General features: G+C 59.2%; 22 protein-coding genes. 10 read left to right on the top strand and 12 right to left on the bottom strand.

Annotated elements, in window-relative coordinates; genetic code table 11:
• Positions 1 to 67 precede the first annotated feature (67 nt).
• The 4 genes from MFF62_RS19715 to MFF62_RS19730 all read left to right on the top strand — a co-directional run bounded on the left by MFF62_RS19715 (position 68) and on the right by MFF62_RS19730 (position 4,192).
• Positions 68 to 982, top strand: a complete 915-nt coding sequence (locus MFF62_RS19715; protein ID WP_238264822.1) for a dihydrodipicolinate synthase family protein — start codon at positions 68 to 70, stop codon at positions 980 to 982.
• Between the two features lie 76 nt (positions 983 to 1,058).
• The gene (locus MFF62_RS19720; protein WP_238264823.1) at positions 1,059 to 2,018 is read left to right on the top strand and encodes a Bug family tripartite tricarboxylate transporter substrate binding protein; all 960 of its coding nucleotides are present in this window, start codon (positions 1,059 to 1,061) and stop codon (positions 2,016 to 2,018) included.
• A gap of 1,397 nt (positions 2,019 to 3,415) precedes the next feature.
• Positions 3,416 to 3,709 carry a hypothetical protein gene (locus MFF62_RS19725; RefSeq protein ID WP_238264824.1) on the top strand — a complete coding sequence of 98 codons (294 nt, stop codon included), beginning with the start codon at positions 3,416 to 3,418 and terminating at the stop codon, positions 3,707 to 3,709.
• Positions 3,710 to 4,054: 345 nt separating this feature from the next.
• A complete protein-coding gene (locus tag MFF62_RS19730) occupies positions 4,055 to 4,192 on the top strand; it encodes a hypothetical protein (RefSeq protein WP_238264825.1) in 138 nt (45 codons plus the stop codon).
• Between the two features lie 112 nt (positions 4,193 to 4,304).
• Here MFF62_RS19730 and MFF62_RS19735 read toward each other — a convergent pair whose 3' ends face one another.
• From MFF62_RS19735 to MFF62_RS19745, 3 genes are all read right to left on the bottom strand, one after another.
• Positions 4,305 to 4,688: a DUF1090 domain-containing protein gene (locus tag MFF62_RS19735; protein ID WP_238264826.1), complete on the bottom strand. Its 384-nt coding sequence runs from the start codon at positions 4,686 to 4,688 to the stop codon at positions 4,305 to 4,307.
• A gap of 162 nt (positions 4,689 to 4,850) precedes the next feature.
• Entirely contained in the window at positions 4,851 to 5,216 is a 366-nt protein-coding gene (locus tag MFF62_RS19740; RefSeq protein ID WP_238264827.1) for a Kelch repeat-containing protein, read from the bottom strand.
• Positions 5,217 to 5,646: 430 nt separating this feature from the next.
• The gene (locus tag MFF62_RS19745) at positions 5,647 to 6,447 is read right to left on the bottom strand and encodes an SDR family NAD(P)-dependent oxidoreductase (RefSeq protein WP_238264828.1); all 801 of its coding nucleotides are present in this window, start codon (positions 6,445 to 6,447) and stop codon (positions 5,647 to 5,649) included.
• Between the two features lie 71 nt (positions 6,448 to 6,518).
• On the opposite strand from MFF62_RS19745, the gene MFF62_RS19750 reads away from it, so the two are divergent.
• On the top strand, positions 6,519 to 7,097 hold the full coding sequence (locus MFF62_RS19750; RefSeq protein WP_238264829.1) for a TetR/AcrR family transcriptional regulator: 579 nt from the start codon (positions 6,519 to 6,521) through the stop codon (positions 7,095 to 7,097).
• Between the two features lie 317 nt (positions 7,098 to 7,414).
• On the opposite strand, the gene MFF62_RS19755 is transcribed toward MFF62_RS19750, so the two are convergent.
• Genes MFF62_RS19755 through gabT form a run of 3 tightly spaced genes read right to left on the bottom strand, consistent with a single transcriptional unit; the run spans position 7,415 to position 11,750 of the window.
• Positions 7,415 to 8,974 carry an acetolactate synthase large subunit gene (locus tag MFF62_RS19755; protein ID WP_238264830.1) on the bottom strand — a complete coding sequence of 520 codons (1,560 nt, stop codon included), beginning with the start codon at positions 8,972 to 8,974 and terminating at the stop codon, positions 7,415 to 7,417.
• Between the two features lie 13 nt (positions 8,975 to 8,987).
• Entirely contained in the window at positions 8,988 to 10,418 is a 1,431-nt protein-coding gene (locus MFF62_RS19760; protein ID WP_238264964.1) for an NAD-dependent succinate-semialdehyde dehydrogenase, read from the bottom strand.
• A gap of 39 nt (positions 10,419 to 10,457) precedes the next feature.
• Positions 10,458 to 11,750, bottom strand: coding sequence for a 4-aminobutyrate--2-oxoglutarate transaminase (gabT, locus tag MFF62_RS19765; protein ID WP_238264831.1), 1,293 nt, complete (start codon positions 11,748 to 11,750; stop codon positions 10,458 to 10,460).
• Between the two features lie 228 nt (positions 11,751 to 11,978).
• Between gabT and MFF62_RS19770 the strand changes: the two genes are divergently transcribed.
• The 3 genes from MFF62_RS19770 (at position 11,979) to MFF62_RS19780 (ending at position 14,923) form a co-directional block, all read left to right on the top strand.
• Entirely contained in the window at positions 11,979 to 12,674 is a 696-nt protein-coding gene (locus MFF62_RS19770) for a cupin domain-containing protein (RefSeq protein ID WP_238264832.1), read from the top strand.
• Between the two features lie 454 nt (positions 12,675 to 13,128).
• The gene (locus MFF62_RS19775; RefSeq protein ID WP_238264833.1) at positions 13,129 to 14,112 is read left to right on the top strand and encodes a Bug family tripartite tricarboxylate transporter substrate binding protein; all 984 of its coding nucleotides are present in this window, start codon (positions 13,129 to 13,131) and stop codon (positions 14,110 to 14,112) included.
• A gap of 43 nt (positions 14,113 to 14,155) precedes the next feature.
• A complete protein-coding gene (locus MFF62_RS19780; RefSeq protein ID WP_404990798.1) occupies positions 14,156 to 14,923 on the top strand; it encodes a class II aldolase/adducin family protein in 768 nt (255 codons plus the stop codon).
• Positions 14,924 to 15,539: 616 nt separating this feature from the next.
• Here the strand turns inward: MFF62_RS19780 and MFF62_RS19785 are convergent.
• The 5 genes from MFF62_RS19785 to MFF62_RS19805 form a co-directional block, all read right to left on the bottom strand.
• Positions 15,540 to 17,255, bottom strand: coding sequence for an ABC transporter ATP-binding protein (locus MFF62_RS19785; protein ID WP_238264834.1), 1,716 nt, complete (start codon positions 17,253 to 17,255; stop codon positions 15,540 to 15,542).
• 4 nt (positions 17,256 to 17,259) lie between these two features.
• Entirely contained in the window at positions 17,260 to 18,150 is an 891-nt protein-coding gene (locus MFF62_RS19790; protein WP_238264835.1) for an ABC transporter permease, read from the bottom strand.
• Between the two features lie 25 nt (positions 18,151 to 18,175).
• Complete coding sequence (locus MFF62_RS19795; RefSeq protein WP_238264836.1) at positions 18,176 to 19,117, bottom strand: ABC transporter permease; 942 nt, start codon at positions 19,115 to 19,117, stop codon at positions 18,176 to 18,178.
• 72 nt (positions 19,118 to 19,189) lie between these two features.
• A complete protein-coding gene (locus MFF62_RS19800) occupies positions 19,190 to 20,794 on the bottom strand; it encodes an ABC transporter substrate-binding protein (protein ID WP_238264837.1) in 1,605 nt (534 codons plus the stop codon).
• 69 nt (positions 20,795 to 20,863) lie between these two features.
• Positions 20,864 to 22,309: an amidase gene (locus MFF62_RS19805; protein WP_238264838.1), complete on the bottom strand. Its 1,446-nt coding sequence runs from the start codon at positions 22,307 to 22,309 to the stop codon at positions 20,864 to 20,866.
• Positions 22,310 to 22,918: 609 nt separating this feature from the next.
• Between MFF62_RS19805 and MFF62_RS19810 the strand changes: the two genes are divergently transcribed.
• Both MFF62_RS19810 and MFF62_RS19815 read left to right on the top strand, forming a co-directional pair.
• Positions 22,919 to 23,122, top strand: coding sequence for an aldolase/citrate lyase family protein (locus MFF62_RS19810; RefSeq protein ID WP_238264839.1), 204 nt, complete (start codon positions 22,919 to 22,921; stop codon positions 23,120 to 23,122).
• Positions 23,123 to 24,295: 1,173 nt separating this feature from the next.
• On the top strand, positions 24,296 to 25,555 hold the full coding sequence (locus tag MFF62_RS19815) for a GGDEF domain-containing protein (protein WP_238264840.1): 1,260 nt from the start codon (positions 24,296 to 24,298) through the stop codon (positions 25,553 to 25,555).
• A gap of 836 nt (positions 25,556 to 26,391) precedes the next feature.
• On the opposite strand, the gene MFF62_RS30925 is transcribed toward MFF62_RS19815, so the two are convergent.
• Complete coding sequence (locus MFF62_RS30925) at positions 26,392 to 26,535, bottom strand: DUF2188 domain-containing protein (RefSeq protein WP_404990791.1); 144 nt, start codon at positions 26,533 to 26,535, stop codon at positions 26,392 to 26,394.
• Positions 26,536 to 26,732: the final 197 nt, after the last annotated feature.

The following is a 26,732-nucleotide window of genomic DNA, read 5'->3' on the forward strand; positions in this document are numbered from 1 at the left end:
TGGATTGGACGGTAGAAGCCCAGCTTTTCTACAGTAGCGTCTTTCAAGTCCATTCCCAGGAGCTGAGGTGACTCACGACAGTTCTGCGCTACGCAAGGCGCTCAACGGCATTTCCGGCATTCTCGTCACGCCCTTCGATACAAACGATACGGTTTCGACCAGCCCGCTCTCGGCGGTTGTCGATCGTGCCGTCGACGCGGGCGTACACGTTCTAGTTGCCAATGGGAACACCAGCGAATTCTACGCCTTGCGTGAGAAGGAAGCCGTTCACATGGTACATGCCGCGGCAGAGTGCGTCGCCAGGCGTGTCCCCCTGCTCGCAGGCGTCGGACGCAGCGTACATGAAGCGTGTGCTCTTGCGCGGGCCTCTCGGGAAGCGGGGGCAGATGCGCTGATGGTACACCAGCCGCCAGATCCCTTTGTTTCACCCCGTGGGGTCGTGGCCTATGTACGAAAAATTGCCGAAGCGGGCCAAGGCCTTCCGATCGTCCTGTACTTGCGCAACGACAATATTGGTCTGGCTGCGATCGAGGAACTCTGCCGGATTCCGGAGGTGATCGGCATCAAATGGGCGTCCCCCACGCCGTTGGTGCTCGCAGAAGCCATCCGACGCACCGCTGATCGCAATCTTGCATGGGTGGGCGGCCTGGCTGAGGTGTGGGCGCCGTCATTCTATGCAGTCGGCGCGCGTGGCTTCACCTCAGGGCTGATTAATGTAGTGCCCCGGCGTTCGGTGGCGATCCACAGTGCGCTCGAAGCCGGTGACTACGCCCAGGCCACGCGCCTGATCGGCGAGATGCTTCCGTTCGAAGAGCTGCGCGCACAGGAAAACAATGGCACGAACGTGACGGTGGTCAAGGCAGCCCTGCAACTGATGGGGAACGACTGCGGTGCTACAAGGGCACCATCCGCCTGGCCGTTGACCGCAGCCCAGCAGGATCGCCTGCGCGATCTGATGCTCGGTTGGGGGCTGGCTCGCTGAAGGCAATTGCCGCCGGCGCTGGAATAACGGCGAAAGCCGGCGGCCACAACATAACAGTCAATACTGGAGACAATGCATGCGTTTTTGCCGATTCCTGATTTCCTCCTGTGCAGTGGCGGCCCTGACCGGCGGCGCCAATGCGGAGACCTATCCCTCGCGGCCCATTACGATTGTTATTGGGTCCAGCGCCGGTAGCGCAACCGATGGGCTGGCCAGGGCCATGGGCAACGAGATGACGCGGCTGACCGGACAAGCCGTTGTCGTCGAGAACAAGGCCGGTGCCATGGGTGGTATTGCGGCACAAACCGTTGCGCGCGCCAAGCCGGACGGCTACACACTCTTCATTACGACAAATACGACGCAGGCCGCGAACCCTCACTTGTTGAAGCAGCTTACGTACGATCCCATCAAGGATTTCACACCGGTTTCATTGTTGACAAAAGGCTACCAACTGCTCGTGGTGAATCAAAACGTCAAGGCCAATAGTGTGTCCGAACTCATTGCGCTGGCCAAGAAGGATCCTGGGAAGCTTACCTATGGCTCTGGAAGCTCGTCCGCGCGCGTTGCGGCAGAGTCGTTTCAGCAGATGACCGGCACCAAATTGACCTATGTGCCGTACAAGGCAAACCCGCAGGCAGTCATTGACCTTGTGGCAGGCCAGACCGACATGATGCTTGTCGACCTGCCGGCAAGTCTTCCGCAAGTCAAGGCCGGGAAACTGCGGGCGCTCGGCTTCAGCGGCCCGAAGCCGTCATCCTTGGTCCCCAATGTCCCGACGATCGCGGAGAGCTTGCCTGGCTATGAAGCTGGCTACTGGAACGCCATCTACGCGCCCGCTGGTACGTCGCGGCCAGTGGTGCAGCGGGTGAATGAACTGGTTCAACGCGCGCTCAACGCGCAAAGCGTACGACAGGTTGTCGAGCAGAGTGGCCAGGAGATTTCGCTGTCCAGTCCGAGCGAGCTCGCAAGCTTCCAGCTATCTGAGCTTGATCGTTGGGGCCGCGTCATCCGCACCGCCGGCATCGAGAAGGAATGACCTCGACGCCGCAGTGCGTCTAGCTTGGACTCCGTCGGGACGGCGTAGGGAGGCAACGCGCTTAGTCGCGCTGCCGATATGACTGCCCTGACCGGTGATCAGGAAACAATGTGGCGCCGCGGGACATTGCCAGTGTTCGTTAAGGAATGCTCACTACCTTGTCGGTCACAAGCAATGATCGGTGAGGCGAAGTCGCTCACTGCGCCTTCGCCCACCTCATGCCTCGCCCCGGCTTTTTCTGGAGTCTAGGACCAGTTCGTTGATGTAGGACGGCGGCTCCGCACTCCAAGGCCTGACCGTCTCGGTGGCATCCTAAAACGGCTGCGCACGGAGCAGGGCCTCACGCAAGGGGCGCTGGCCGAATGGGCGGTGCCGGCGAACGGTTCATCGGGGATCTGGAGCGCGGTAGCGGCAGCTGAACCAGCCACAGCCCTTCTGGCCAGAGACGAATCTACTCGGGAACCAGAGATACCCCGAGTCCCAGGTCCACCATCACAGCAATGGCCGTACCACGGCAAGGTCCTCCACGCGAATTCGTCGTTGCCACACGAATTCCCAAACAACTCACTCGGCCTAACCTGCGGGGCTCGCTGCTCCGGTCCAGCGCAGTTCGCACAGGTAGTCGTGCGCGGCAGTTACCATCCATGACCTCCGATACTCGACGCCACTGCCGATGCCACAGAGTTACGGCGTGTTGTCGCAGGTCGATCACCGTTCAGTCGCAGCATACTCGTGGGCTTTGTTTTGCTGCTCTTGCTTTTGCCTTACGTTGCCGAGTTAAGGGTGAGCGAGTCAGCTACGGCGGGTTATATCAATAACGATGGCCAACTCGGCCTGACGGTTAGCAACGGATCGGCCGGCGCGAACCCCGCGCCCGGCGGATCGCCTGAAACGACAGAGGTCGCATCGCCTTGTCAGACGGTGAACTGGGGCTCAAATGCGGGGAGCGCAGATATCGTGGCCGACCCAGTGGATTCGCGCCGTGCGACGGCTACCTATGTTCCTGGGAATGATTGGCTCGGCTCGCGTCGGGACACGGCGACTATGAGTTGCATGCTCGACGCTGTGAGCTGGATTTTCGTCAACACGCCTTTGACGTTCTGAGTCGTCTTATAGAACCGCCATGAACTAGCCAAAATATTGGTCTCTGGCTGCGCGTTGAGACAGGCCGGGCGATGCGTTCGGCCTATCGCTTATGAGCTCCGCTTTGCATTACCGCAGTCACAGAACATCGATATCAAGTCGCGCTTCTCGATGACTTGTTTCCGCGGTGAGCAAGCCGGAAAAAAAAGCTTACGGATTGTCACAACCTAGTCGTCAACGCTTCGCTAGCGAGGGTCGTTTTACGGACAAGCACGGCAGATTGCTGTGCCCCTAACCTCAAAGAGGGATTCATCATGAAGAAGCTGTTCGCCGCTGTCGCCACCCTCGCCATCACTGGCGCCGCTTTCGCCCAAGGCACCGCCACCCCGGCTCCCGCTGCTGCCGCACCGGCCGCACCGGTTGCGCAAGCCGCTCCTGCCGCACCGGCTCCGGCCGTGAAGACGCCGGCCAAGGCCACCGCCCACAAGCACGCCGCTACGCACGCCAAGGCCACCAAGGCCACTAAGGCCAGCGCTGCGAAGGCCGCTGCTCCGGCCGAAGCGAAGGCATCCGCCGTCGCGCCGGCCCCCGCCGCCACGAAGCAGTAAGGCGGCGTCTGCAAGGCGGGCGGAAGAGTAGTCGAGCCAAACCTCCCGCAAGCCCTCAGCGGCTTCTCAAGTAAACAGCCGGCTGATATGCCGGCTGTTTTGCGTTTGGCAGGGTGCTCCGGGTCTTACTCGGCGAGAGCCACTAACTCATCTAGGTGATAGACCAACTCATTCCAGTTCAAGGGGTCCTGGCGTTCGCCATGAGAGATGATCGGCTGCTTGAAGCCAGGTGGTTGCCAGTGCGCCAATTGCGCCAGGATTGGAGTCGAACTCCCGGTATCCTGGCTACCGTGTTTTGGCTTGCGCCAAGAAAGCGATCTTTCGAGAATCTCGATGGGCTGTCGAATGCACGCTTGTCAGCGTAGCGAACGCCTGCGCTGGAAGTCGGCTGGCGAGCAAGCGGCCAAGGCGGTTCGTGAAGCGACGACGGAAGCCATGCTGCACGGCGGTCCGGTCATCGTGGATCAGCGCCCGTTGCAGTAGTTGTGGGCGAAACTGAGCCGCCATTGCTCGGAAATAGCCCCGGTAAACAGTCCAATGGCAGCCCAGGCGATGCGGCCGAGCGTTGCCGCTCGCCCGCGAGTCGGCTCGATGACTACTTTGCCGCTTCTACCTGTACGCGCTGCAGTTCCGCGTGTGCCTCGTCTAATTTTCGCTGCTGCTGCACGATCTTCGACTGACTCTTTCCGTCCTTCTTGGCCTTTTCAAGATCTCGTTCGCGCTCATCAACCTTTTTCTGCGCATCGCGGATTCTTTGTTCCGCTTTGGCGTCGAGCGCCGCGTCCGTGCAGTTGGCCGTCAACTTTGACAGTGCAGTCTCCAGTCCTGATATCCGGTCTTTGTTGCCGTGCGCTCTCGCATAAGCGATCTCGTTCTCCAGCGCGCTCCGCTTGGCCTCACATCGTTCGCTCTGCGCCCACGCTGATTGCGTGAACACGAGCGCGAGGAGCGTGAGCGTGAAGCGGGTCCTGTTCTTCATGATTCGGCCTCCGGTGACGTGACCGTTCTATCCTACCTCACGCGGCCCCGCTGAATGGCGGAAGCAGTCTGGTTTGGGGAAGGCGTAGAGAATCGATCCGCTTGTGGCGCAGACAGCGTCAGCACGCTGCCTTTGCCTGCGATGGATTGGACGATACTCCAACTACGGCTGAAAGCGCTCGACGGTGGCCACTTCGCCGGAGCCGCTGAAGCCGCCGATCATGAGCACGCTGCCGTCGGCAAGCAGTACGGCCTGGGCCGCGCTCCGGCCGGCAGCCATTGGGGTGCCGACGGTCCACGTATTGGTATCTGGGTTGTAGATTTCGGCCGACGTCGTGCGGGTGTTACCAGTCGTGACGCCGCCCGCAACCAGTACTCGCCCGTCCGCAAGTGTTGTGATCGTCGGTATCAAACGCCGCTCCTGCATCGTGCTGGCCGTCCAGTTGGATGAGGACGGCGTGTAGCGCTGGGCATTGATCGAGGCGTCAGTCGATGCAAGGAAGGTGCCATCGACAAGTCGAGTTGCCACGGCTCGTCGAAAATGCGGTGGCACGCGTACGCGCCCTTTTTGCTCGTTCTGAGATGAGCGTGGAAGCGCTGAAGAAGCGCGCCGAAGTTGCCAAACAGTGGGAAAGATCCAACGGCTTGGGTGGTGTGTACGCCGGTGTTCGGCGCTGAGAAACCCAGCCTCGATTAAAAAAGCCCTGCAGCTCATGACGCAGGGCTTTTTTGTGTCCGCGGCGGAAGCTGGCGGCAGCATTTAAGCTCCGGAAGCTTGGAGGCGTAGCTCCGCAGGCGATGGCGGAAGCCGTTAATCACCGAGCGGTAGGGTACTTGGCAACCTGTTCGTTGATGAAGAGGTGTTGGATCGCCCCAAGACAGAGCAACTCAGGCGCTTCAACCCTGCCTATACGGCGACTTTCCCTGACTGACGCCGCGCGCCGCGAAGCGACAGAACATCAGGCAACAGAACGAATGGTCCCACCATCGACCCGTATGGTGGCGCCACTGACGTAGTCGGCATGGGTACTGGCCAGATAGGCGACGGCCGCCGCGATCTCTTCTGGCCGGCCCAGACGGCCAACATCGTTGGGCACCATCTCGCGCACGCATGCGTCTTCGATCTGCTCCCACGAATCGCCCCAGCCGCGATGCTGCGCGACGCTCTCGAGTATCGATTTGACGGCCGGCACCAGAATCGCGCCTGGGGCTACGATATTCGATGTCACGCCCGTGTTGCCGAGTTCGCGTGCCAGCGACACCGCGAGGTTATGCCTGGCGGCAAGCGAGGCGTTGTAGTCAGGCAGTTCCGCATTGGGCTGGCTTGCCAGCCCGCCACCGATCTGGATCACACGTCCCCAACCGCGCTGGCGCATGTCCGGGACCAGCCGTTGGATCATCCTCACGGCCGACAGCACGTTAGCCTCGAACGTGTCACGCCATTCCGCAGGCAGCGCCGTCGTCCAGTTCAGGTGCTGGTAGCGGCCCGCATTGTTGACGAGGATGTCGATGGCTCCCCCGGCGCGCGCTTGTGCGGCCACTGCATCTGCGCCCGCGTCAGAGGAGAGATCGCCCAGCGCTATCTCGGCAGTGCCGCCAGCCGAGGTGATATGCGCGGCCACCGCTTCAGCACGCTCGCGCGACCGGCCATGCACGATAACCGTCACGCCTTCGGCCGCCAGCAGTTTGGCAATGGCTTCTCCAATACCGGAAGTTGAACCCGTGACGAGCGCCCGTTTTCCCTTGATGTTCAGATCCATGCTGCGTTCTCCTTGCAATAAGTCTACGAGTGTATAATTTCATCCATCAAAAGTCTACGGGTGTATAAGTTATGGCGGAATTGGGCAAGAAGGGGGCGGCGACGCGCCAACTCATCCTGGATGCCGCGCGCGTGGCGTTCACGGCAACGGGCTACGATGCAGGCGTTCGTGAGATTGCGGAAGCCGCAGGGGTGACCGCCATGCTGGTCAACCGCTACTTTGGATCGAAAGACAAACTGTTCGAGGAAGTCATCGATGCTGTGCTGGCCACACCCGGCATCGTGACACCGGATGTCATCGCGAACCGGGTGGCACTAGCTGACCTCTGCAGGGATCTCGCTGCTGCGCTGGTGGCACGGACGGCGCCAGATGCAACGCCGCTGGACGGCTTTCTGATCATGCTGCGCTCGGCCAACAATCCGAAGGCCACGACGATATTGCGCGTCAAGTTCGAGGAGTATTTCGCCAAACCGCTTGCAGCAATACTGCCTGGCGACCAGGCCAAGACGCGTGCGGCGATGCTGCTGGTTGTGATCGCCGGGTTTCAGTTGATGCGACAGGTTGTGGAGATGGCGGACCTGACAACGGGCGACTCACAGAAACTGTCAGGACTACTGGAACGCATGTTCCTGCTGCTGGCAGGCGAATGAACGTTTCATGCACCTCCCGAGGTGTCACTCAAGTGAATGACTCCTGAGGGCCGTAAGAGCGGCCGGTGCATCGTTCGCTGACCAGTTCTGGCAACGCCATCGGTAACAAGCCTGATGACAATTCCGTGTTAGAAATTTGACGCGGAATTGTCACGTCTGTACCGGACGTGAGAGACGCAGGCCTGCAAAGATATCCGCCAAAGGGCAGGATGGCGCGAATAGCTAGGCAGGATTGGGAGCGGCTGTAGCGCAACGCGCTCGTGCTGATTGGCATCTCTCGTTTGGCGAAGCCAATCAGCGCGAGACTTCGTGAGTGACTAGATGTGAAGGTCAATGAGGAACGGAGCGGAACGCGCGAAGCTTTCTTTCAGAAGCTCGCTGAGCTGCTCCAAAGAGGTGGCCGGTGCAGCCTCTACGCCCATCCCTTCGGTGAGCTTGACCCAGTTAAGCTGCGGGTTAGAGAGATCCAGCATCCGCATAGCTGTCTCGCCCGGCGACGCACCGACACTCTTGTATTCGTTGATCAGGATGTTGTACTTGCTGTTATTGAGAATAATGGTGGTGCAAGGGAGCTTTTCGCGTGCTTGTGTCCACAGGGATTGCAGCGAATACATCGCCGATCCATCGGCCTGAAGGCTGATGACGCGACGCTTGCCGCCTGCCGCGATGGCTGCACCCGTTGCAACCGGCAAACCGTCGCCAATGGCGCCGCCCGCCAGGTGAAGCCAATCGTGCGCGGGGGCTGCGTGCGTGAACTGATAGAAGCTTCTACCGTAGCTGATGCTTTCGTCGGAAACGATGCTGTCGGGCGGCATCAGTGCTGCGAGCGTTTGCGCCAGGCCTTCGGATGTGGGTGCGCCGGTGCCGGGTTGCGGCCGTTCTCCGGGGTCTGGTACGGGAAGAAGCGGTGCGTTGATGGCCTCGGCGAGCACCGCCAACGCGGCGACCGCATCCTGGTCCGGGCGGCAGAGCACATGAAGTTGCGTGTTGGCAGGGTATTGCACAGACGGCTTGCCGGGATAGGCAAAAAATGCCACTGGCGGTATCGCCGACACCAAGATAATGTGCTCGAAATTCTTCAGGAACTCGACGGCTTGATCGGTGTTGTACGGAATGCGCTGAAGTTGCATGCACCCCCGCCCACGACGCAGATGCGACGTCATGAAATCCGCTCGGACCGTCGCGCCACTCGCCTGCGCAATCCGCCAAGCAAGGGTCTGGCCGTCTCCTAACACCGCATTGCCGGCCAGCAAAATGAGGACATTCTTCTGGGATCGGAGAACGCGAGCAGCATTCTCTACGGCATGGGGATCTACCGGAGGCGGCGCGATACTAGGCAGAGGATCAGCAGTCATCGCTCCCTCGTCCCAGCAAGTGTCCGAGGGGAGAATCAACGTGGCGATGTTGCCAGGGTAGGCATTCGCGGCCTGTACCGCGGCGGCACCATCGCGCGCAACGTCCTGGGCGTTGGTCGAAGTCCTCACCCAGCTCGATACCGATCTTGCGAGGCTGTCTGTGTCGCTCGTCAATGGTGCGTCATATTGACGATGATAGGTGGCCTGATCGCCGACAAGATTGACGATCCCACTGCGAGCCCGACGCGCATTGTGTAGGTTTCCCAGACCGTTCGCCAGACCGGGGCCGCAGTGGAGCAGGGTACACGCCGGCTTCCGGGCAATCCGGAAATAGCCATCGGCCATGCCCGTGACGACGTTTTCCTGCAAGCCCAGTACGCATTGCATTCCTGGTGTCTCGTCCAAGGCGGCGACAAAGTGCATCTCGCTTGTGCCAGGGTTTGCGAAGCAGGTGTCGACACCGGAAGCGAGCAGGGTCTTAACGAGGCTCTTGGCGCCGTTGGTGGAAGTACGTGTAGTCATATGCAATTCGACCTTAGACGCGCAGTTGAGTGACGAACTTCGTGTTCATGTACGGCTCCATCGCTTCCGAGCCGCCTTCGGAGCCATATCCGGAATCCTTCACGCCGCCGAAGGGGACTTCAGGCAGTGCCAATCCGTGATGGTTGATGGAGAGCATGCCGCATTCCAACGCCACACTCAGATCCCCCGCAATCTTTGCCGATCCAGTAAATGCATATGCGGCAAGGCCAAAAGGCAAGCGATTCGCCTCTGCAACGACATCGTCGAAATCTTCAAACCGGACGATGGGAGCGATCGGACCAAAGGGTTCCTCATGGAGGATGGCAGCATCCGCTGGCACATCGATCAGCACGGTTGGCTCGAAGAAGTTTCCCTCTCCGGCAATACGTTGTCCGCCGACGGCGATCTTTGCGCCTTTTGATACGGCATCGTTCACCAACCGCTCCATGGCGGCAACACGTCGAGTATTGGCCAGAGGCCCCATCGTCGTGCCGCTGTCCAGGCCGTTGCCGACTTTGATCTTGCGCGTTTCAGCCACAAACACTTCCACGAACTCGTCGAATCTCTTGTCCTGGATCAGGAACCGAGTCGGTGAAACGCAAACCTGGCCGGCGTTTCGGAATTTTGAGGCACAGAGCAATTTGGCTGCGCGCTCGACATCTGCATCGGCGAAGACGATGGCCGGCGCATGCCCGCCCAACTCCATCGTGGCGCGCTTCATGTGCGTACCGGCTTGCGAAGCCAAGAGCTTGCCGATCTCTGTGGATCCGGTGAACGTAACCTTACGGACCGAAGGATGACTGATCAGGTACGACGAGATCTCAGCGGGATTGCCGAAGACTAGGTTGAGCACGCCCGCTGGCACGCCGGCATCGGCGTAAGCGCGGACGAGTTCTGCACAGCTTGCCGGCGTCTCCTCGGGGCCCTTGAGCACGACCGAGCAGCCGGATGCGAGCGCTGCAGATACCTTTCGGACGGCCTGGTTAATAGGAAAGTTCCACGGCGTGAAAGCGGCGACCACACCCACCGGCTCCCTGACGACAAGTTGGGTCACATCGCGCGAGCGCGATGGAATAACCCGGCCGTAGGTGCGCTTGCCTTCCTCGGCGAACCACTCAATGAGGTCTACGGCGGCCAACGTTTCGGCCTGGGACTCGGCGAGTGGCTTGCCTTGTTCGAGCGTCATAAGCCGGGCGATTTCCGGGGCCCGCTCACGAATGAGAGCGGCGGCTTTGCGCAGAATCTTTCCTCGTTCGTGGGGGGACACCTCGCGCCACAAACGAAAGCCTGCGTCAGCCGCTGTGATGGCTTCCTCGAGGTCCGCGGCGTGTGCGTGGGCGACGCTTCCCAACGTTTCGGCCGTTGCGGGGTTCAGGACTGGCAAGGCTGTGCCACGGCCGTCTCGCCACTGGCCGTTAATGAGCAGCTTGATATCGGGGTACATGTTGTACATAGGTTCGGGTCGTGCGGATCTTCTTGACGCTCAGGCTGCTCGGCAGGTTTCGTGAACCGATTCTTCCAGGAGCGCCAGGCCTTCCTGAAATACGGTGTCCGTCACGGTCAGCGGAAAGAGGAAGCGGATCACATTGCCATTGACACCGCAGGTCAGCAGAAGCAGGCCTTTCTCGAGAGCACGCTGCTGGATCTGCTTGACGAGATCCGCTGCGGGCTCTCCGGTTTCGGGATCTGCGAATTCAAGGGCGACCATGGCACCGAGGGAGCGGACCTCCTGGATCTGTGGAATGGTCTTCTGCATGCGTTTGAGTCGTGCCACCATGGTCTCTCCAAGCGCCTGAGCACGCTCCACAAGCTGCTCTTCCTGGATCACGTCGATGACGGCCAGTGCGGCGGCGACGGCAAGCGGGCTGCCAGCGTAAGTGCCGCCCAAACCGCCCGGCGCTGCAGCGTTCATCAACGCTGCGCGGCCAGTTAGTGCCGAAAGCGGAAAGCCGCCCGCCAGGCTCTTGGCCATGGTCATCAGATCGGCCTCCACCGGATAGTGTTCAAGGGCAAACAGTCGACCGGTGCGGGCGAAGCCCGTTTGGACTTCGTCGATGATCAGCAGGATTCCATGCTCGTCGCAGATCTTGCGCAGTCGTACCAGCAACTCCTTTGGCGCCACATAGAAGCCACCTTCACCCTGAACCAGTTCGATGATGATCCCGGCTACGCGCTGAGGATCAACGTCTGCCTTGAAAAGGTGCTCCAAGGCTTTGATGCTGTCTTCGACCGTTACGCCAAGCGTTGGGGCCGGATAAGGCACGTGCCAAACCTCGCCGGGGACAGGCCCGAAGCCAGCTTTATAGGGCTTGACCTTGCCGGTCAACGCCATGCCCATCATCGTACGTCCGTGAAATGCGCCGGAAAACGCGATCATTGCGGACCGCCCCGTCGCCGCGCGAGCGACCTTTACCGCGTTCTCGACGGCCTCAGCACCGGTGGTGAACAATGCCGTGCGCTTGTCGAATGCGCCAGGCGTCAGTGCATTGAGTCGCTCGCAGAGCGTGACGTAGTTTTCGTACGGCGTGACCTGGAAACAGGTGTGGTGGAACAGGTCAAGTTGTTGCTTGACTGCGTCAATGATTTTCGGGTGCCGATGGCCGGTTGCCAGGACAGCGATGCCGCCAGCAAAGTCGACGAGACGACGGCCCTCTACGTCCCAGATTTCAGCGTTCTCTGCGCGTTGGACGAAACGGTCGGTCTGCACAGCGACACCCGATGGGCAAGCAGCTCGACGACGGGACTCAAGGGCGATGGCATTCGCGTGATTAGGCATGATTCTTGAAGGGTAAGTAGGGGGCCGCTTTGGACTCAGAAGCCAACGCGCAACACGACTCTACTACCGTCGTGAAAAAAGGCAAGCATATTTTCATGTGTATGAACATCAGGTGGCTCGGTTCGAGGTGGGAGAGGCCGTCGGTCCCGCGACAGGCAAAGGGGGTGCGGTAGAATTGCGCTTCACTGTTGTGAAGACCCCATCGCTCGATGGATCAAACTGCGGCCGATGAAACGTGTTGACATAAAGGGCAAGAAAAGCCCGATGCCGTCCCCAACGGCACAAACCAAATCGAGATCTGGAAACGGCGTGTCGAAGGCGTCGGCTACGCGCACGGCCGGCGCGGCACATAGCCCGGCCCCTGAAACGCCGCTGAGCTGGATTGGCGAGGAAATCAAGAGCCTTCGCAAGGCTAAAGGTATGTCCCTGCAGGCGCTTTCCAAAGGCTGCGGGAAATCTATCGGCTTTCTGAGTCAGGTCGAACGGGGCCTCAGCGTGCCGTCAATCAGCGACATGCACGGCATCGCTCATGTCTTGGGGGTTCAGATCGGATGGTTCTTCCCGCAGGGAGAATTTGTAGATCCGATGGAGCGAACGGTGATTGTCCGCAAGCCGCAGAGGCGCCAGCTTACCTTCGCCTCAGGCATCGCGGACTTTCTCATGTCACCGAATCTGAGCGGACCGCTGGAACTCATTTGGTCGGTGATGGAGCCAGGCGCTGACAGTGGCGCTGCCTACCATCACTCTGGCGATGAGGCAGGCGTGTTGATCCGGGGGGAACTCGAACTCTGGGTGGGCGATCAGCATTACCTTCTGGGTGAGGGCGACAGCTTTAGTTTTCCAAGTGGTACGCCGCACCGGTATCGCAACCCGGGCGCTACGAATGCTGAGCTAGTCTGGGTAGTCACTCCACCGTCGTACTGATGGCGCTCTTTTAGCCGTCATCGGATATGGGAAGGCGCCAGGCTTCTGGCAGCCTTCTCCGCAATCTCCTCAAGCCAACCCGCATCTGCTGCGCGGCCCTCTGGCTCACTTTCTCTTACGACTTTTATATGGCGCGACCTCTGCCGAGGCTCTGGCATGGCTCGCCCTGCCATGGCGCATCGGTTGCCGCTCTGGTGCATGTCCGCATCATTGCAGTGAAAATACCTACTGTACGTTCGTCCTCGTGAAAACTAATATACAAATTTTCATTGGCATGTAAGTTGCTGATTGAGGTGACTGTGTCGTTTCCTGGGTGTGTCGGACCGATTCACCCAGGGCAGCCGCGGTGATCCAGCAGTGCGCTGGATGTCGAGATGGGGCAGCAACGCGTTCTGACGGGAGCACTAGTGCCCTCGTCAAGCTGCTACCGAGTCTGAAACCAATGGTGTGTTATATGACCCGAAGCTTGATCAAATCAATCTCCCTCCTCGGCGCTCTGCTGTTGGCGCTTGCTCCCAATGTCCATGCTCAACCAACCGAAAACTGGCCGACGCGCCCGATTCGCTTAGTTGTCTCGTTTCCGGCGGGCGGGGGCACCGATAGTATCGCGCGTTTTCTGGGTGAGAAGATGGCTGCGGAACTGCACGGTTCCGTGGTCGTAGAAAACCGCCCTGGCGCCGGAGGGATCATTGGCGCGCAGAACGCAGCAGGCTCCCCGGCGGATGGCTATACCGTCTTTCTTGGGACGAACAGCACACTTGTCAGCAACAAGTATCTGTATGCAAAACTGCCCTATAACCCGGAGAACTTCGAGCCACTGGGGCTGATCGGGGTTCAGCCTCTGGTCCTGGTTGTCAATCCATCCTTGCCCGTGAAAACGTTGGCCGAATTGGTCGCGTATGCGAAGGCCAACCCAGGCAAGTTGAACTATGCGTCGTTTGGCCAAGGAACAACCTCGCATCTTGCCGCCGAGATGCTTAAGCAGATGGCAGGGATCGACATGGTTCATGTTCCTTTCAAAGGGGCTGCCGAGGCCATTCCCGCGCTGCTGAGCGGGTCCGTGTCCGTCTATTTCGATACGATCGTATCGAGCTTGCCTCATATCAAGGCCGGCAAGATGCGAGTGCTTGCTGTCACCACGGCCAAACGCTCGGGGGCCCTTCCTTCGGTGCCCACCATTGCTGAGCAGGGATACCCGAACTACGAGATGTACCCATGGTACGGCCTGACCGTTCTCAAGGCGACGCCGAAGGAAATTCAGGAAAAGTTGCGCAATACACTGGCCAAGAGCCTTGCGGATCCGGACTTGAGGAAGCGCATGACCGACACGGGAACTGAAGTGACCTACGCCGACGCTCAGGAATTTGCCAATCTGATTCGCTCGGATGCGGGCAAGACAGAGCGTCTGGTCAAATCGGTTGGCATCTCTATCCAGTAATGCTGCGGCCAATGGGATTGGCCTAGATATCAAGGGAGTGGCGGTGATCGAGGCGCACATTTATCCGCATGTAGAGAAGAGTGTTAGCGATCAGGAGTGGAATCAACGCGTGGCGCGGGCCGCGTGCTATCGCTTGCTCGCGCATTATCGGATGACCGATCTTATCTACACGCACATTTCGGCGCGTGTGCCAGACGCCAAGGATACGTTTCTGATCAATCCTTATGGACTCATGTTTCATGAGATCACGGCGTCGAGCCTCGTGAAAGTCGACCATGATGGGAATGTTCTGGATGATCAAACCGGCATGGGGGTCAACCGTGCCGGATTCATCATCCACAGCTGTATTCACCGTGCAAGGCCTCAGTTGAACTGCGTTATTCACACGCATACGGCGGCGGGAATCGGTGTGGCTGCGCAGAAGCGAGGCCTATTGATGCTGTCTCAGCACGCTATGCGCTTCTACGAGGGCGTCGCATATCATGACTATGAAGGTGTGGCGCTAGATGAGGAGGAGCAGCCTCGGCTGGTTCGTGATTTGGGGCAGCACAACGCGATGATTCTGCGGAATCACGGATTGCTGACCGCAGGTTATACGATTCGCGAAGCCTTCGACGCCATGTATTATCTGGAGCGTGCCTGCCAAGCGCAGATCGCAGCGCAAGCCGGAGGTGCAGAGGTCCTCGAGTGTTCGCCTGACGTTGCGGCGAAGGTGGCCCGACAATTCAAGACGCCGGATGGCAGCGAACTGTACGATTGGCCGGCCCTGCTTCGCCTGCTTGATGGCATCGACAGTTCCTTCCGCCGGTGATACGAGTTGACGTGGCCAGGTTTAGCCGTGCCAACATCTTGAGGATGTCGAACTCGATTCGCAGGCTCACATCGTCCGCTCGCCGTCTAAACAGGCGTTCGTGTTTCCGACCAGCTTGATGCCGGTGGCGACCATGTGCTCGCGCCATTCATCATGCCGCATCATACGTCCCCTCCTTGCCGAGTGGGCGCTTCTTGGCACCGTCGCCTGACTGCACATACCTTACGCCAGATCGGCGGCGATTACTGGCTCCCCTCAGCGCACTGACCAGAAGTCATGAGAGTGTCGATGATGTCTGGCGCGATTCTTCTCAGCGAAGAATCGCCCCCGTCCATCCGGACCGACGTCTAACTCTGTTTCCTGGTGCTGCCGTGCCAATGAGGTCGCTGGCGGCGTACCCAGGATTGCTACCGACACGGTGGAATCGCGCCGAATCGGGGTTCACCACCAAAGCGAGACGAGGAGCCGTAGCTCCCCGTACTTCCGCATCAACTGCGACCTGCAACGCGCCGTCCTTCAGCGTCATCAGCAAGCGAACTTCACCCCCGTAGGGTTGGAAGCCTTAACCGAGGCGCCGCATCCGCCAGAACGAAGACCAGCTCCTTGATGGATGCTGTTACGCGACCTGAGACGCAGTTTCAAAGGAGGAATTGGCAGCGCCGCCATCTCCGGTTGTAGACTGGCCCGGAATCGACGCGATGAGATCGCGAGTGTAGTCACTTGAAGGGCGTAAGAAGACGTCCGGAGCCGCCCCTATTTCAACCACCTTGCCGCGCTGCATGACCGCGATACGGTGGCATAGTCGCGCAGCGACCCGAAGGTCGTGTGTGATGAAGATCATGCTTACCCCCAGGCGCTCGCGAATCGATTCGAGAAGATCCAGGATCTGTGCCTGTACGGAAACATCTAGCGCGGAAACAGCTTCGTCGGCGATAAGGATCTCAGGCTCCATCATCAACGCGCGTGCAATAGACAACCGCTGCCGCTGACCGCCGGAAAACTCGTGCGGAAAGCGATTCAGGGCGCTGGCGTCCATACTCACAAGGTCAAGCATCTCGAGCATGCGCGCATGAACGACCCGAGCATCCGCACCAAAATTCATGGGTCCTTCTGACAGCGTACGTCCCACGGTGCGACGCGGATTGAAAGAGCGGAATGGATCTTGGAACACCATTTGCACGCGCTTGCAATAGCTGCGCGCATCCTCCGCTTGTAGCGTGGAGACTGGCTGACCGTCAATCAAGATGGCCCCTGAGGTGGGCTTAGCGAAGCGCGCCAGGCAACGTCCTAGCGTGGTTTTTCCCGATCCGGATTCTCCGACAATGCCGAGTGTTTCGCCGCGCGCCAGCTTCAGTGACACCCCGCCTAGCGCATCTACGCTTCGTCGCTTGGATCTGAACATTGACTTCGTTTCGAAGCGCAATGTCAGCGCTTTCACCTCGAGGATAGGTGTGTTGGTCGGCTTCAGTGCCAAAGCACGAAAGTCGCCGCGTGGACGAGCATCGAGCAGGCGTTGGGTATAAGGATGACGCGGGCGATTCAGCACGTCGGCAGCCGTACCCTGTTCGACGATGCGCCCGGATTGCATCACTACGACGCGGTCGGCTATCTCTGCAACAACATCGAAGTCGTGGGTGATGAAGAGCACACCGTTATTGTGGCGGCCACGGAGCTCGTTGAGCAGGCGGAGTACCTGGGCCTGAGACGTGACGTCAAGCGCTGTAGTTGGCTCGTCGGCAATGATGAGTCCTGGCTCCATGGCCAAGGCCATCGCAATCATCACGCGTTGACGCTGGCCGCCTGATAACTGGTGCGGATAAGCATGCTGCAGCTTTTCTGGAGAGGGAAGCCGCACATCTGTTAGTAGCGCCAGGACGCGGCTGGACACGGCGTCGCGGTCCAAAGTCTTCGCGTGAAACTCGAACACCTCCGCGATCTGGTCGCCCACGCGCATCAATGGATTGAGCGCGGTCATCGGTTCCTGGAAAATCATGGCCATGCGATCACCGCGCAGCCTCTGCAACTCATCAAGTCCGGCGTCAGTGATATCGCGGCCGCCCAAGAGAATCCGGCCACTTTCTAACGTGAGAACGCCTTTAGGCAGGAGGCCCATGACGGCGCTGGATGTCACTGATTTTCCCGGGCCGGATTCGCCCACGATGCACACAATCTCACGGGCGTGTACCGTGAGCGAGATGTCATCCACCGCATACCGGCGATCGCCACCGCCTGGCAGGCGAACCTTGAGGTTGCGGATGTCGAGAATCGGTGCGGCCGGAACATTGGCCGAAGCGTTTTCTACCACAGACTGGGAGCGGGATGCTTCGTTCATAGGTTCAGCCCTTCGACTTACGTGACAGACGTGGATCGAGGCGGTCGCGCAGTGCGTCGCCAAACATATTGACGGCGAGGATCAGCAGGGCGAGGAACACGCCTGGGTAAAGTACGATCCATGGTGCGCGCTGGAAGAACGGCCGTCCCTCGGCGATGATGCTGCCCAGGCTGGGAATTTCGGGGGGGAAACCGAGGCCGAGAAAGCCAAGCACGGCTTCGGTCAGAATGGCCGCAGCGCAGACGAACGTCGCTTGGACGACCAGGGGGTTGATAGTGCTTGGCATGATGTGCCGCCACAACACGCTTAAGGCGGGTGTGCCTGAGCCGACCGATGCCTCCACGTAAGGCTCCTCACGTACCGAGAGCACTACGCTGCGAACGAGGCGAGCGATGCGCGGAATCTCAGGGATGGAGATGGCGGTGACCATCGTCACGATGTTCGCCCCACCCAACGCGACCATAGCCACTGCCAGCAACAGTCCTGGAATCGCCATAATGCCGTCCATTAGACGCATGACCGGGGCATCCAGACGACGAACGTAGCCAGCGGATAGTCCGACGAGCAGGCCTGATGCCACGGAGATGGCGCTGACAAGTACGGCTAGCGTGATCGAGAGGCGGCCACCATAGAGTACGCGTGAAAGCAGGTCTCGGCCAAGCGAGTCCGTGCCCAACCAATAAACCTCAGATGAGGATTTCAGTCTGGCACGCGGCGTGAGCGCACCTGGGTCGTGCTGGGCCAACAGTGGCGCACCGACCGTGATTGCGACGAGCAGCAGAAGTAGCAATAGCGAGCCGAGCATCACCGGGTCTTTGAGCACAGCAGTAGCGGCACGGCGCAGTTGGGAGGGCGGCACGCCGGCTGAAGTATGGGATACGGAAGGCGATGACATCAGATATCTCCGGGTCGTGCGTAATTCAATACCGGATCCGCGGATCAAGCATGACGTAGGCCATGTCGATCATCAAGTTGATGAAGACATAGATGAACGAGAAAAAGAGAATCGTTCCTTGTACTACGGGGTAGTCACGGGCCAGAACCGAGTCGACGATCAGGCGACCAACACCGGCGATGTTGAAGATTGTCTCGGTGACGACGACCCCACTGATTAGTGTGGTGAGCGCCACGCCTACGATCGTCACAATGGGAATGGCGGCATTTCTCAGGGCGTGGCGAAACAGCACGACGCGTTCGGTTACGCCCTTGGCGCGCGCTGTCCGTACGAAGTCCTCACCAAGTACATCCAGCATGCTCGCTCGGGTGATGCGGGTGATCAGGGCCACAAAGACCATCGCCAGCGTAAACGTGGGGAGCACCAGGTGGGACGCATATTCTCCAACGCCATCCTCCAGCGGCGAGTACCCTTGCACTGGCAGCCAGTTCAGCTTCACCGCGAACACCAGGATCAGCAAATAGCCGACGACGAAAGCGGGCACGGAGAACGCCAGCACGGCGCCGGCCATGATGCCTCGATCAGCGACGCCACGATGCCGCCACGCCGCCAAAACGCCAAGTGGAATAGCTGCAGCGATGGTTAGCAGGATGGCCCATGCTGCCAACGAAAACGTTGGGCCGAGTCGTGCCTTGATCAGCGACGTTACGTCTTGCTTGGTCTGGATAGAATGGCCGAGATCGCCCTGCACGAGCGCAGTCATCCAGCGCACGTATTGGGTACCGATGGACTGGTCAAGGCCCATATCCGACCGGATCTGCGCGATTGCTTCCTCGCTCGCCATATCTCCGGCAATGACTCGTGCTGGATCGCCTGGGGCGAGCCGCAGCAAAAGGAACACCACTGTGGCAACGATCAACATGACTGGAATCGCTGCCAGTAGGCGTTTAAGAACGATTTCTAACATGGGTTCGCCTCTCTCCTTTCAACATTGACGCCTGCGGCCAAACTTGAATCTCTCGGCCAAACGGCGGTCTCTTTACTTCTTCCCGGACCAGAACAGGGGAATCTGAGCGTCTGTCATGCTGCCCAGTTTTGCGGCGTTGTATCCCTTGGCCTTCGAGTAGGCGCCCAGCGGGATGAAGAAGACCTGGTCGTAGTTGAGTTTCTGGATGGCCAAGGCAGTCTGCTTCTTCTTGGCGGCATCGACCTCGTCTGAAAACTGGTCACGCAGCTTCTCCATTTCCTCGCTCTTCGACCATCCGACGTAACCCGCGTCGCCCCGGCCATCCAAGTTCGGGTTCGTGATCGGATTCATCAGATCAAGGCTGCTAAAACCAGTTTGAAAGATGCTCCAGCCACCTTGTGCCACGCTGTCCTTCTTCGAGTAACGCGAAAGCAGGGTGGCCCAGTCCATCGATTGAATCTCAACGTTCATCCCAATTGTTTTCAGCGACTGCGCGGTCACCGAGGCCAGGCTAGCGAGAATAGGAAGATCCGTCGGATGGAGAATCACCACCTTGCTTCCGTCATAGCCGCTTTCCTTAAGTAACACCTTGGCGCGTGCCAAATCTGGCTTCTTAGTCTGAGTCGCACCTTCCTCGGATGCATACGGCGAGATGCAGCTCAGGACAGCGCCGCAAACCTGATACATCCGGTTGTCACCGATCTGGGCATCCAGATAGTCGGCCTGGTACAAGGCAGCGAGCACCGCGCGGCGTACTTTGACGTTGTTGAACGGTGGTTGCAGCCAGTTCATGCGAAGCGTGAACATGTTCGTGCTCTTGCCATATGGCTTGAGCGCGACGGTTTTCACACCTTCGAGCTGCGGCATCAGATCGGGGGGGACATCCTCGACGAAGTCGATCTCTCCGCGGCTTAGCGCATTGACGGCGGTCTGTGCGTCGGAGATGTTCACCATCTCGATGCGGTCTACTACCGCTACCTTTCCGCCCGCGAAGCCGCTTGCGGGCTCCTTGCGCGGCACGTAATCGGTGAACTTTACGTATGAGGCCTTGACGCCGGGCTGGAAGCTTGCGGCTACGAACTTGTACGGTCCGGAGCCGATGACTTCGGTAATAGGCTGCGAGGCCGGCCTGGAGGCAATGCGTTTGGGCATGATGAACGGCACCGGCGAGCCCGGCTTCGCCAACGCCTCTAGCAGCAGCCCGAATGGCCTTTTCAGTCGGAATACGACAGTCGACGCATCTGGGCTTTCCAGCTTCGCGGTCGTCATCATCAGGCGTTGACCCAGAGCATCGCGTTCGGCCCAGCGCTTGAGCGAGGCGATGACGTCTTCGCCAGTGACAGGCGTCCCGTCGTGGAACATCAGACCCTTACGCAAGGTCAGCGTGAGGGTGAGCTTGTCGGGTGTCTCTTTCCAACTCTCCACCATCTCCGGCTGCGGCTTTCCGCTCGCATCCATCGCAAATAGCGTATCGAAGACCATGTAGCCGTGATTGCGCGTGACGTAGGCGTTCGTAAGAATGGGGTCTACGACGCGCAAGGGCGCCTGCATCACGACCTTTGCGGTCGTCTCGGCTTGCGCGTAGGTTATTGGAGCGATCGCGACTGCAGACAGGATGACGGGGGCGATTGTGGCCGGCGCGACAACGCGCGCGAGCCCGAACAGTACTTTGCTCATACTAGGACCTTCCAAATGAAAGCGCGACGAACGCGGATAGGAGAGCGAGACCGCTGCCATTTGCGACGATCAAGCGAACATGGGCTTTCGCGCGCCCCAGGGAGCCAGGCGCTCGAGTTGCGCCGAAAGCTCGAAAAGCGTGTCTTCGCGCCCGAAGTGGCCAATCAACTGGGTGGCAACGGGTAGACCCTCGGGGGTCCACGAGAGCGGCAAGCTTGCTGCAGGCAGGCCAGCACCGTTGACCACCGGAAGGAAGGTCGAATACGTGGATGCGCGCTTCCGGTAGGTCCGGAAGTCCAGGTTGTCAGAAGTATTCAGCGAAAGGTAGTCGAGCTTGCATGGGAGCTGGGCGAGGGTGGGGGTCAGCAGCACATCAAGACCGGCCATAGCGGAGGCGAAGGCTCGACCCACCGCGTGCAGGCGCGTCACGGCATCGATGTACGATGCGGCGTCCAGTTCTTTGCCAACATGGTAGCCGTCCATAATCACCGACTCCAGATCACTTTGCTGCAAGGTGCGGCCAAGGGCCTTGAGTCGGGTATCCACGGCGACCACGATGTTGCTGGCAAGGATGCTTCCGTGTGCGTGTACAAAGCCGTCATAGTCGATGGCGGGCAGCCGAGCTTCGAATACGTCGTGCCCCAGTTCTTCAAGCAGAGAGGCGGTGAGGCTGACGGCAGCGTCGCACTCGGGCGCAATTCCAATATCATTCCAGCCCGTGCGCAGAATGCCAACGCGAAGCGGTCGAACTTCCTGGCCGCGTACCGCGTCCAGGAAGGAACGTGGTTTGGGCGGCGCGGCATAAGGTGCGCCCGCCTCATAGTCGCAAATCATGTCCAGGGCTGCGGCGGAGTCACGTACGGTAATGCTTAGCACGCCATCGGTTGACATGCCGGCCCAACCCTCGCCACGCGCCGGACCCATAGGTACGCGGCCGCGCGACGGCTTCAATCCGAATACACCGCAGCAGGCAGCGGGGATACGAATTGAACCGCCGCCATCGCTTCCATGTGCGATTGGCACGATGCGGGCCGCAACGGCAGCTGCCGCACCGCCGCTGGAGCCACCTGCGGAGCGCGTCCTGTCCCAGGGATTCAAGGTTGGTCCGCCGTTGCGCAATGCGTCGGTCGTACCCGCCATGCAAAGCTCTGGGACTGTAGTTCGCGCAAACGGGATCAGGCCGGCTGCTTCAAATCGCCCTGCAACCGTTGCGTCGTACTGATAGGTGGTGTCGTTAAAGAGACGCGATCCAATGCTCGACGGAAAGCGCTTATGGGCGAATCCAGAATCCTTCAGTAGGAACGGAATGCCGTGGAACGGTCCACGCGGCGCCCATTCGGAAGCGATCCTGCGCGATTCCTCGTAACGAGGATACGTAATGACGTTAAGCGCTGGATTGCGCTGCTCGGCCAATTCGATAGCGCAGTCCATTAACTCGGACGAAGTTACGTCGCCGCGTTCTAGTAGTCCGGCCAAGGCGAGGCCATCTAGGTCTTCGTATTCTTTCGCTTTCATGTCTTCCCCAATTCGCCGTACATATCTGATGTAGGCATCGCCCGTAACTAAGGCGTTTGTAAAGAATCAACGCAGGTGGGATCCAGGGAAGTTTGCGTCGGAATGTTCTGGTTATCTGCTAGCCAGAGCCTGCACTGTTCCGAGCGCTCACTGCTCAATCCCGGGAAAGGGCGCTGCTGGATTGAAGCGCTGGATTTGGAGTCTATGTGTCGCTATGGCGGGGCCCAAACCAAGATGCGACAGCTGCTGATCCAGAATGCGCCACGGTCGACGCACGCTTTCTTGGGGCACATCTTCAGTGCGCGAAACGCCAATAGGGGGCCAAAAAAGATGCAGAAGCGTGCATGGGATGAGGGAAAACACCGAAGCGTTCGTTGTTCTCCTGGCAATTCGAGAGGTGCCTATCGACCTCATCTGATTCCGTCAATAGGCGATAGCGATGGTTTGCGTGGTATCCGAAAGACACTGGGAACACGCGGAATCCAGCCCGGCATGAGGAGGCAGTCACGCGGTGTCCGTGAAGCGACTGAAGGAATCAAAAGATGAAGGACTTGAAGGAAATCTTGCACGACCGGATCCCCGTCGCCGGATGCTGCCGATTGCCGTGATGTGCCCGCGCTGGTTCGCGTTCCAGACGCCGCGTCTGGCTGGATCGGGTGGGCGCTCGACGCCGGCGCTCAAGGCATCGTGGTCCCGCGCATTGAAGACGAAGAGGGCGCGCAGCAGGTGGCACGCGCTGCATACTATGCGCCGCGCGGCCAGGCAGCGTCGGCATCGCGCGGGGTTCGTCGTACGGCGCGCAACTGCGGATGATCGCGGACCAGGCGCACGAGCGGACCTGCGTTGTGGTGCAAATCGAAACCTTTGATGGCGTCAGGCCGCTATCTGGCCGGTGGCGTGCCGGCACTGGCCGATGTCTCGTCACGCCCGGACCGCCCGCCGCGCGCCATTGATTCGGCCAAAGCGCCGCGGCATTTCATTCGCGCGTTCAACCCTGTACTGGCCAAGACCCGATATCCGTCGTATTTTAATAGGCAACTTCTACAGTGTTGCCTTTCAAGGTAGCTGTGGAAGTCTCAGTGCGGCCAGGAGCGGTCGTCCGACCGGATCTTCGCTCGGAAATTCAGACGTCGGCTCTACCCAGGAAGCGGCCATCAATTCGCGACGTTGAACGTTGACGCATCGGCCTGAGCTGACGTTCGGCTAAGCAACTCGATCTAAAGAATCGCGTCAATAAACCGTAAACGCTACGAGATATTTGCGAATAGACATATCTCGGTGCAGAACCTTTGCGACGCATCGCCTCGTCTAAACACGACCAACTCTCGAACGTCGGAGTCGATGAACGGTCGTTGTACCTCGAGAGCCGCTCTCGAGTTGGCTCGACGGATCGCAATGGGTCGTTCTGCGCAGGTCGCTAACTTATGACGCCGTCAACGCCAAGTCGCCTGCCCGGAACTGGCAGCTACCAGCTGTCCTTCCAAGGCGGCGCCAAGCGGAAAGCTTCGCGCGCTCCGCTCCACATGTGGATTCGTCCGTTGCCGGCCAGTGCCACTGCCTCACAGCAACCCCACAGCAAGCATGCAAGCCCACACAAACCGCGCGTTCATGCCGACATCTGAAAATGGCTGTTCTCAACATCCGAGTTGATGCGCCTACCCCAGGCGGCTCCAGGTCTGGCTGGTGAGGAGCCGTCATGCGTCCGGACACGGCTACAGGCGCCGGCGTGCGCGCTGATGTCCTACGTGGACGATGCGACAGCCCGACTTCGACTTCCGACAAACCAAATGATCGCCATAAGCTATGGGCGGGCCGCGCAGCAGTCTCGATACGTGGAATCTGCACGAAGATGTTTAAACTTCACATCATTCTTGTCTCTGCATTGTTGTAGAAATCGACCGTCATATCATTCTTGGGCCGTCGTCGCAAAACGACGTGCCGTAGGCCCTAGCGCAGATTGAATACTTATCCTCTTTGAATCTCAACATGGTTGCAACCGTTCTCGTCAGCATGCTTTGTGCACACTTGCTGTGCTTCTCTGTCATGTTTTTGCTCATTAGCAGACGTCTGCAAGGCAAAAGAATGGGGATGGGCTCTTTTGCGATGGGCAACCTCATGTTGGGATTGGCCTATGGGCTGCAACTGGTGGAGGGAGCCCCCGCTTGGAGCCTGATGAGCGTTTTCAACCACACCCTCACGCTGGCCTCCCCGGTGGCCTACTGGCTGGGGGCCATGCGTTTCTTTGGATACTCCGCGCCCTTGTTACGGCCTCTTTTGGCTTTCGCTGCAGTCTATAGCGTCGCGCAGGTGTTGCTGCAATATTGTCTGGGCCCGGTCGCCCGCTACGCCATGCTTTCAGGCATGTCGGCACTGCTGTTCTTAATCATGACCATCACCGTCATCTATGGCGTGCGTACATTTGCTAAGGACTTATACGGTGAGATGGTCTTCTTTGCAGTTCTGATCAGCGGCATCTGTGTACTCAACGCACTGAAGTTCATGAAACTTTTGGAGGGGGGCTTGGATGCACTTCAGATGGACCGGGATTTTCAGCTAGCGTTCTATATCTATATGTCATTCTTGGCCACGGTGTTGCCACCATCGATTGTCTGGCTGGTACTGCGCCGTTTGACCGATGAGCTTCGCGGCATTGCTGCGCGTGACCCTATGACGCAGCTGCTCAACCGCCGAGGACTCACAGAGGCACTGCAACGGCGTTTCAGCACCCGCAAGGCAGATGATGCCTACGTGCTGATGGCAGACGTTGACCATTTCAAACGCATTAACGACACGTATGGGCACCAGATCGGAGATGCAATTTTATGTCATGTAGCAGAGATTCTCAGGACCAACGCGCGCCGCGGCGATATAGTCAGTCGTCTTGGAGGGGAAGAGTTTGTTGTTATCTCCCTGGACACAGACACTCAGGGAGTTCTGCATTTGGCTGAACGCTTACGTTTGGCTGTACAAAAGCAAGCATTCAAGATCAGCGACTCCGATCATTCGTTGCATTGCGAAATTACGATCGGGGTTTCACAAAGCTTCGCGAATGAATATGCTCTGGAGGACGCCATACAACAAGCCGACACTGCTCTTTACCGCGGAAAAGCCTCAGGACGCAATCGGGTCGAATTGTTCCAACTCGCCGAGAACCATCAACTCGTTCAGAGCATGAATTCATCAATCACGCGTCAGACCAACTCGGTGATTCGGTCTACGCCCGCTGATCTTCAGGGAGGAATCTGAGATGCGCGCGGTTCTCCCAGTGACAGTAAGAACTCGGCCAGGAGCAGTCGGTTGACCTCGCCATACAATTCGGATATGCCTGCATCGTTGAGAATCGCGCGTTGTTCGATTCTCGACGCGCCGAGAGGCAGACTCCATTAATTAGAACTGGGGTAATCAGGATGAAATGGCTAGAGCCGTGGTGGTCCACGGAAGACGCGGACGAGAATCTCCTCGACAGGTTTGCGCGTCAGCTCCAGTTGGAAGTTGGACCCGGTCATGAGTTATTCGGGTTGCCGACAAGGCTGATCGGGCGCGGTCAAGGCGACGATGCACTATTCGAATTATTGGACGGGACCGGCCGAGTCGCAGTCGTTCACCTAACTTGGGCCAAGACGACGGAACAACTTCCCTGGCCCATTACCAATATCTATTCGGACAGACAAGAATGGGTTGAGAAATGTATGCAACCCGAACATGTAGATTGGACGGGCTGAAGCGAATCCTCCTCCGTGGCGGGAGTTGCGGGTGACCGCTTTCGGCTTCTACAGCAGACCGCTTCGGGTCGACAAGCGCCCGTCGCTTCGCCCAAGAACAGTCGTCCGCCGCGCGCGCACGGCTACGCGGTCATGCGCATCGCGCAAACGCAACACCCGCCAACTTCCAAAGGCAACACTAACACTCTTTTGTGGCCGCCTTGGCACGCAAGCCTTTGAAAGGCAACGCAAGATGAGGTGCCGATGTGCATTTGCTCTCGCAGAGCCAATCGCCCTCGCGAGGAATAGCCTTGCGCTCGACCGGCCGCATAGGGGAGGGTTGATCCAGCGTCAGCGCGGCTAAACCATGCGGCATGGCCCTTAGCCCTTAACGTTGCGCGGGTCATGGCCGAAGGAGTTGCGCTCTCGGATCTGGCCGTCGCGGCCGTGAATCAGAATCTCGACTTTGTCGCGCCTCGCGATCTCAGTGCCGGCTGTGATGGCTTCTTCCTGAGTGGCGAACATTGTTCGCGCCCGCCGCCGACAGCTTCGACTGCCCAGCGTTCGCCGGCCGGCACTACGTGAATGTCCTTAGACTTGGCTGCCTCCACAAACATCTGGACTGGATTCAGTCTGGCTCTGAGTTGCGGTGCTTCGGTATCAGGCGCTATCTGGCAAATGCACGGGCCGAAAGCGTCGTTCGAAGGCTACGGCGAAAGGAG

Origin of the sequence: Cupriavidus pauculus, assembly GCF_022179805.1 — a bacterium.
GTDB lineage: Bacteria > Pseudomonadota > Gammaproteobacteria > Burkholderiales > Burkholderiaceae > Cupriavidus > Cupriavidus pauculus_E.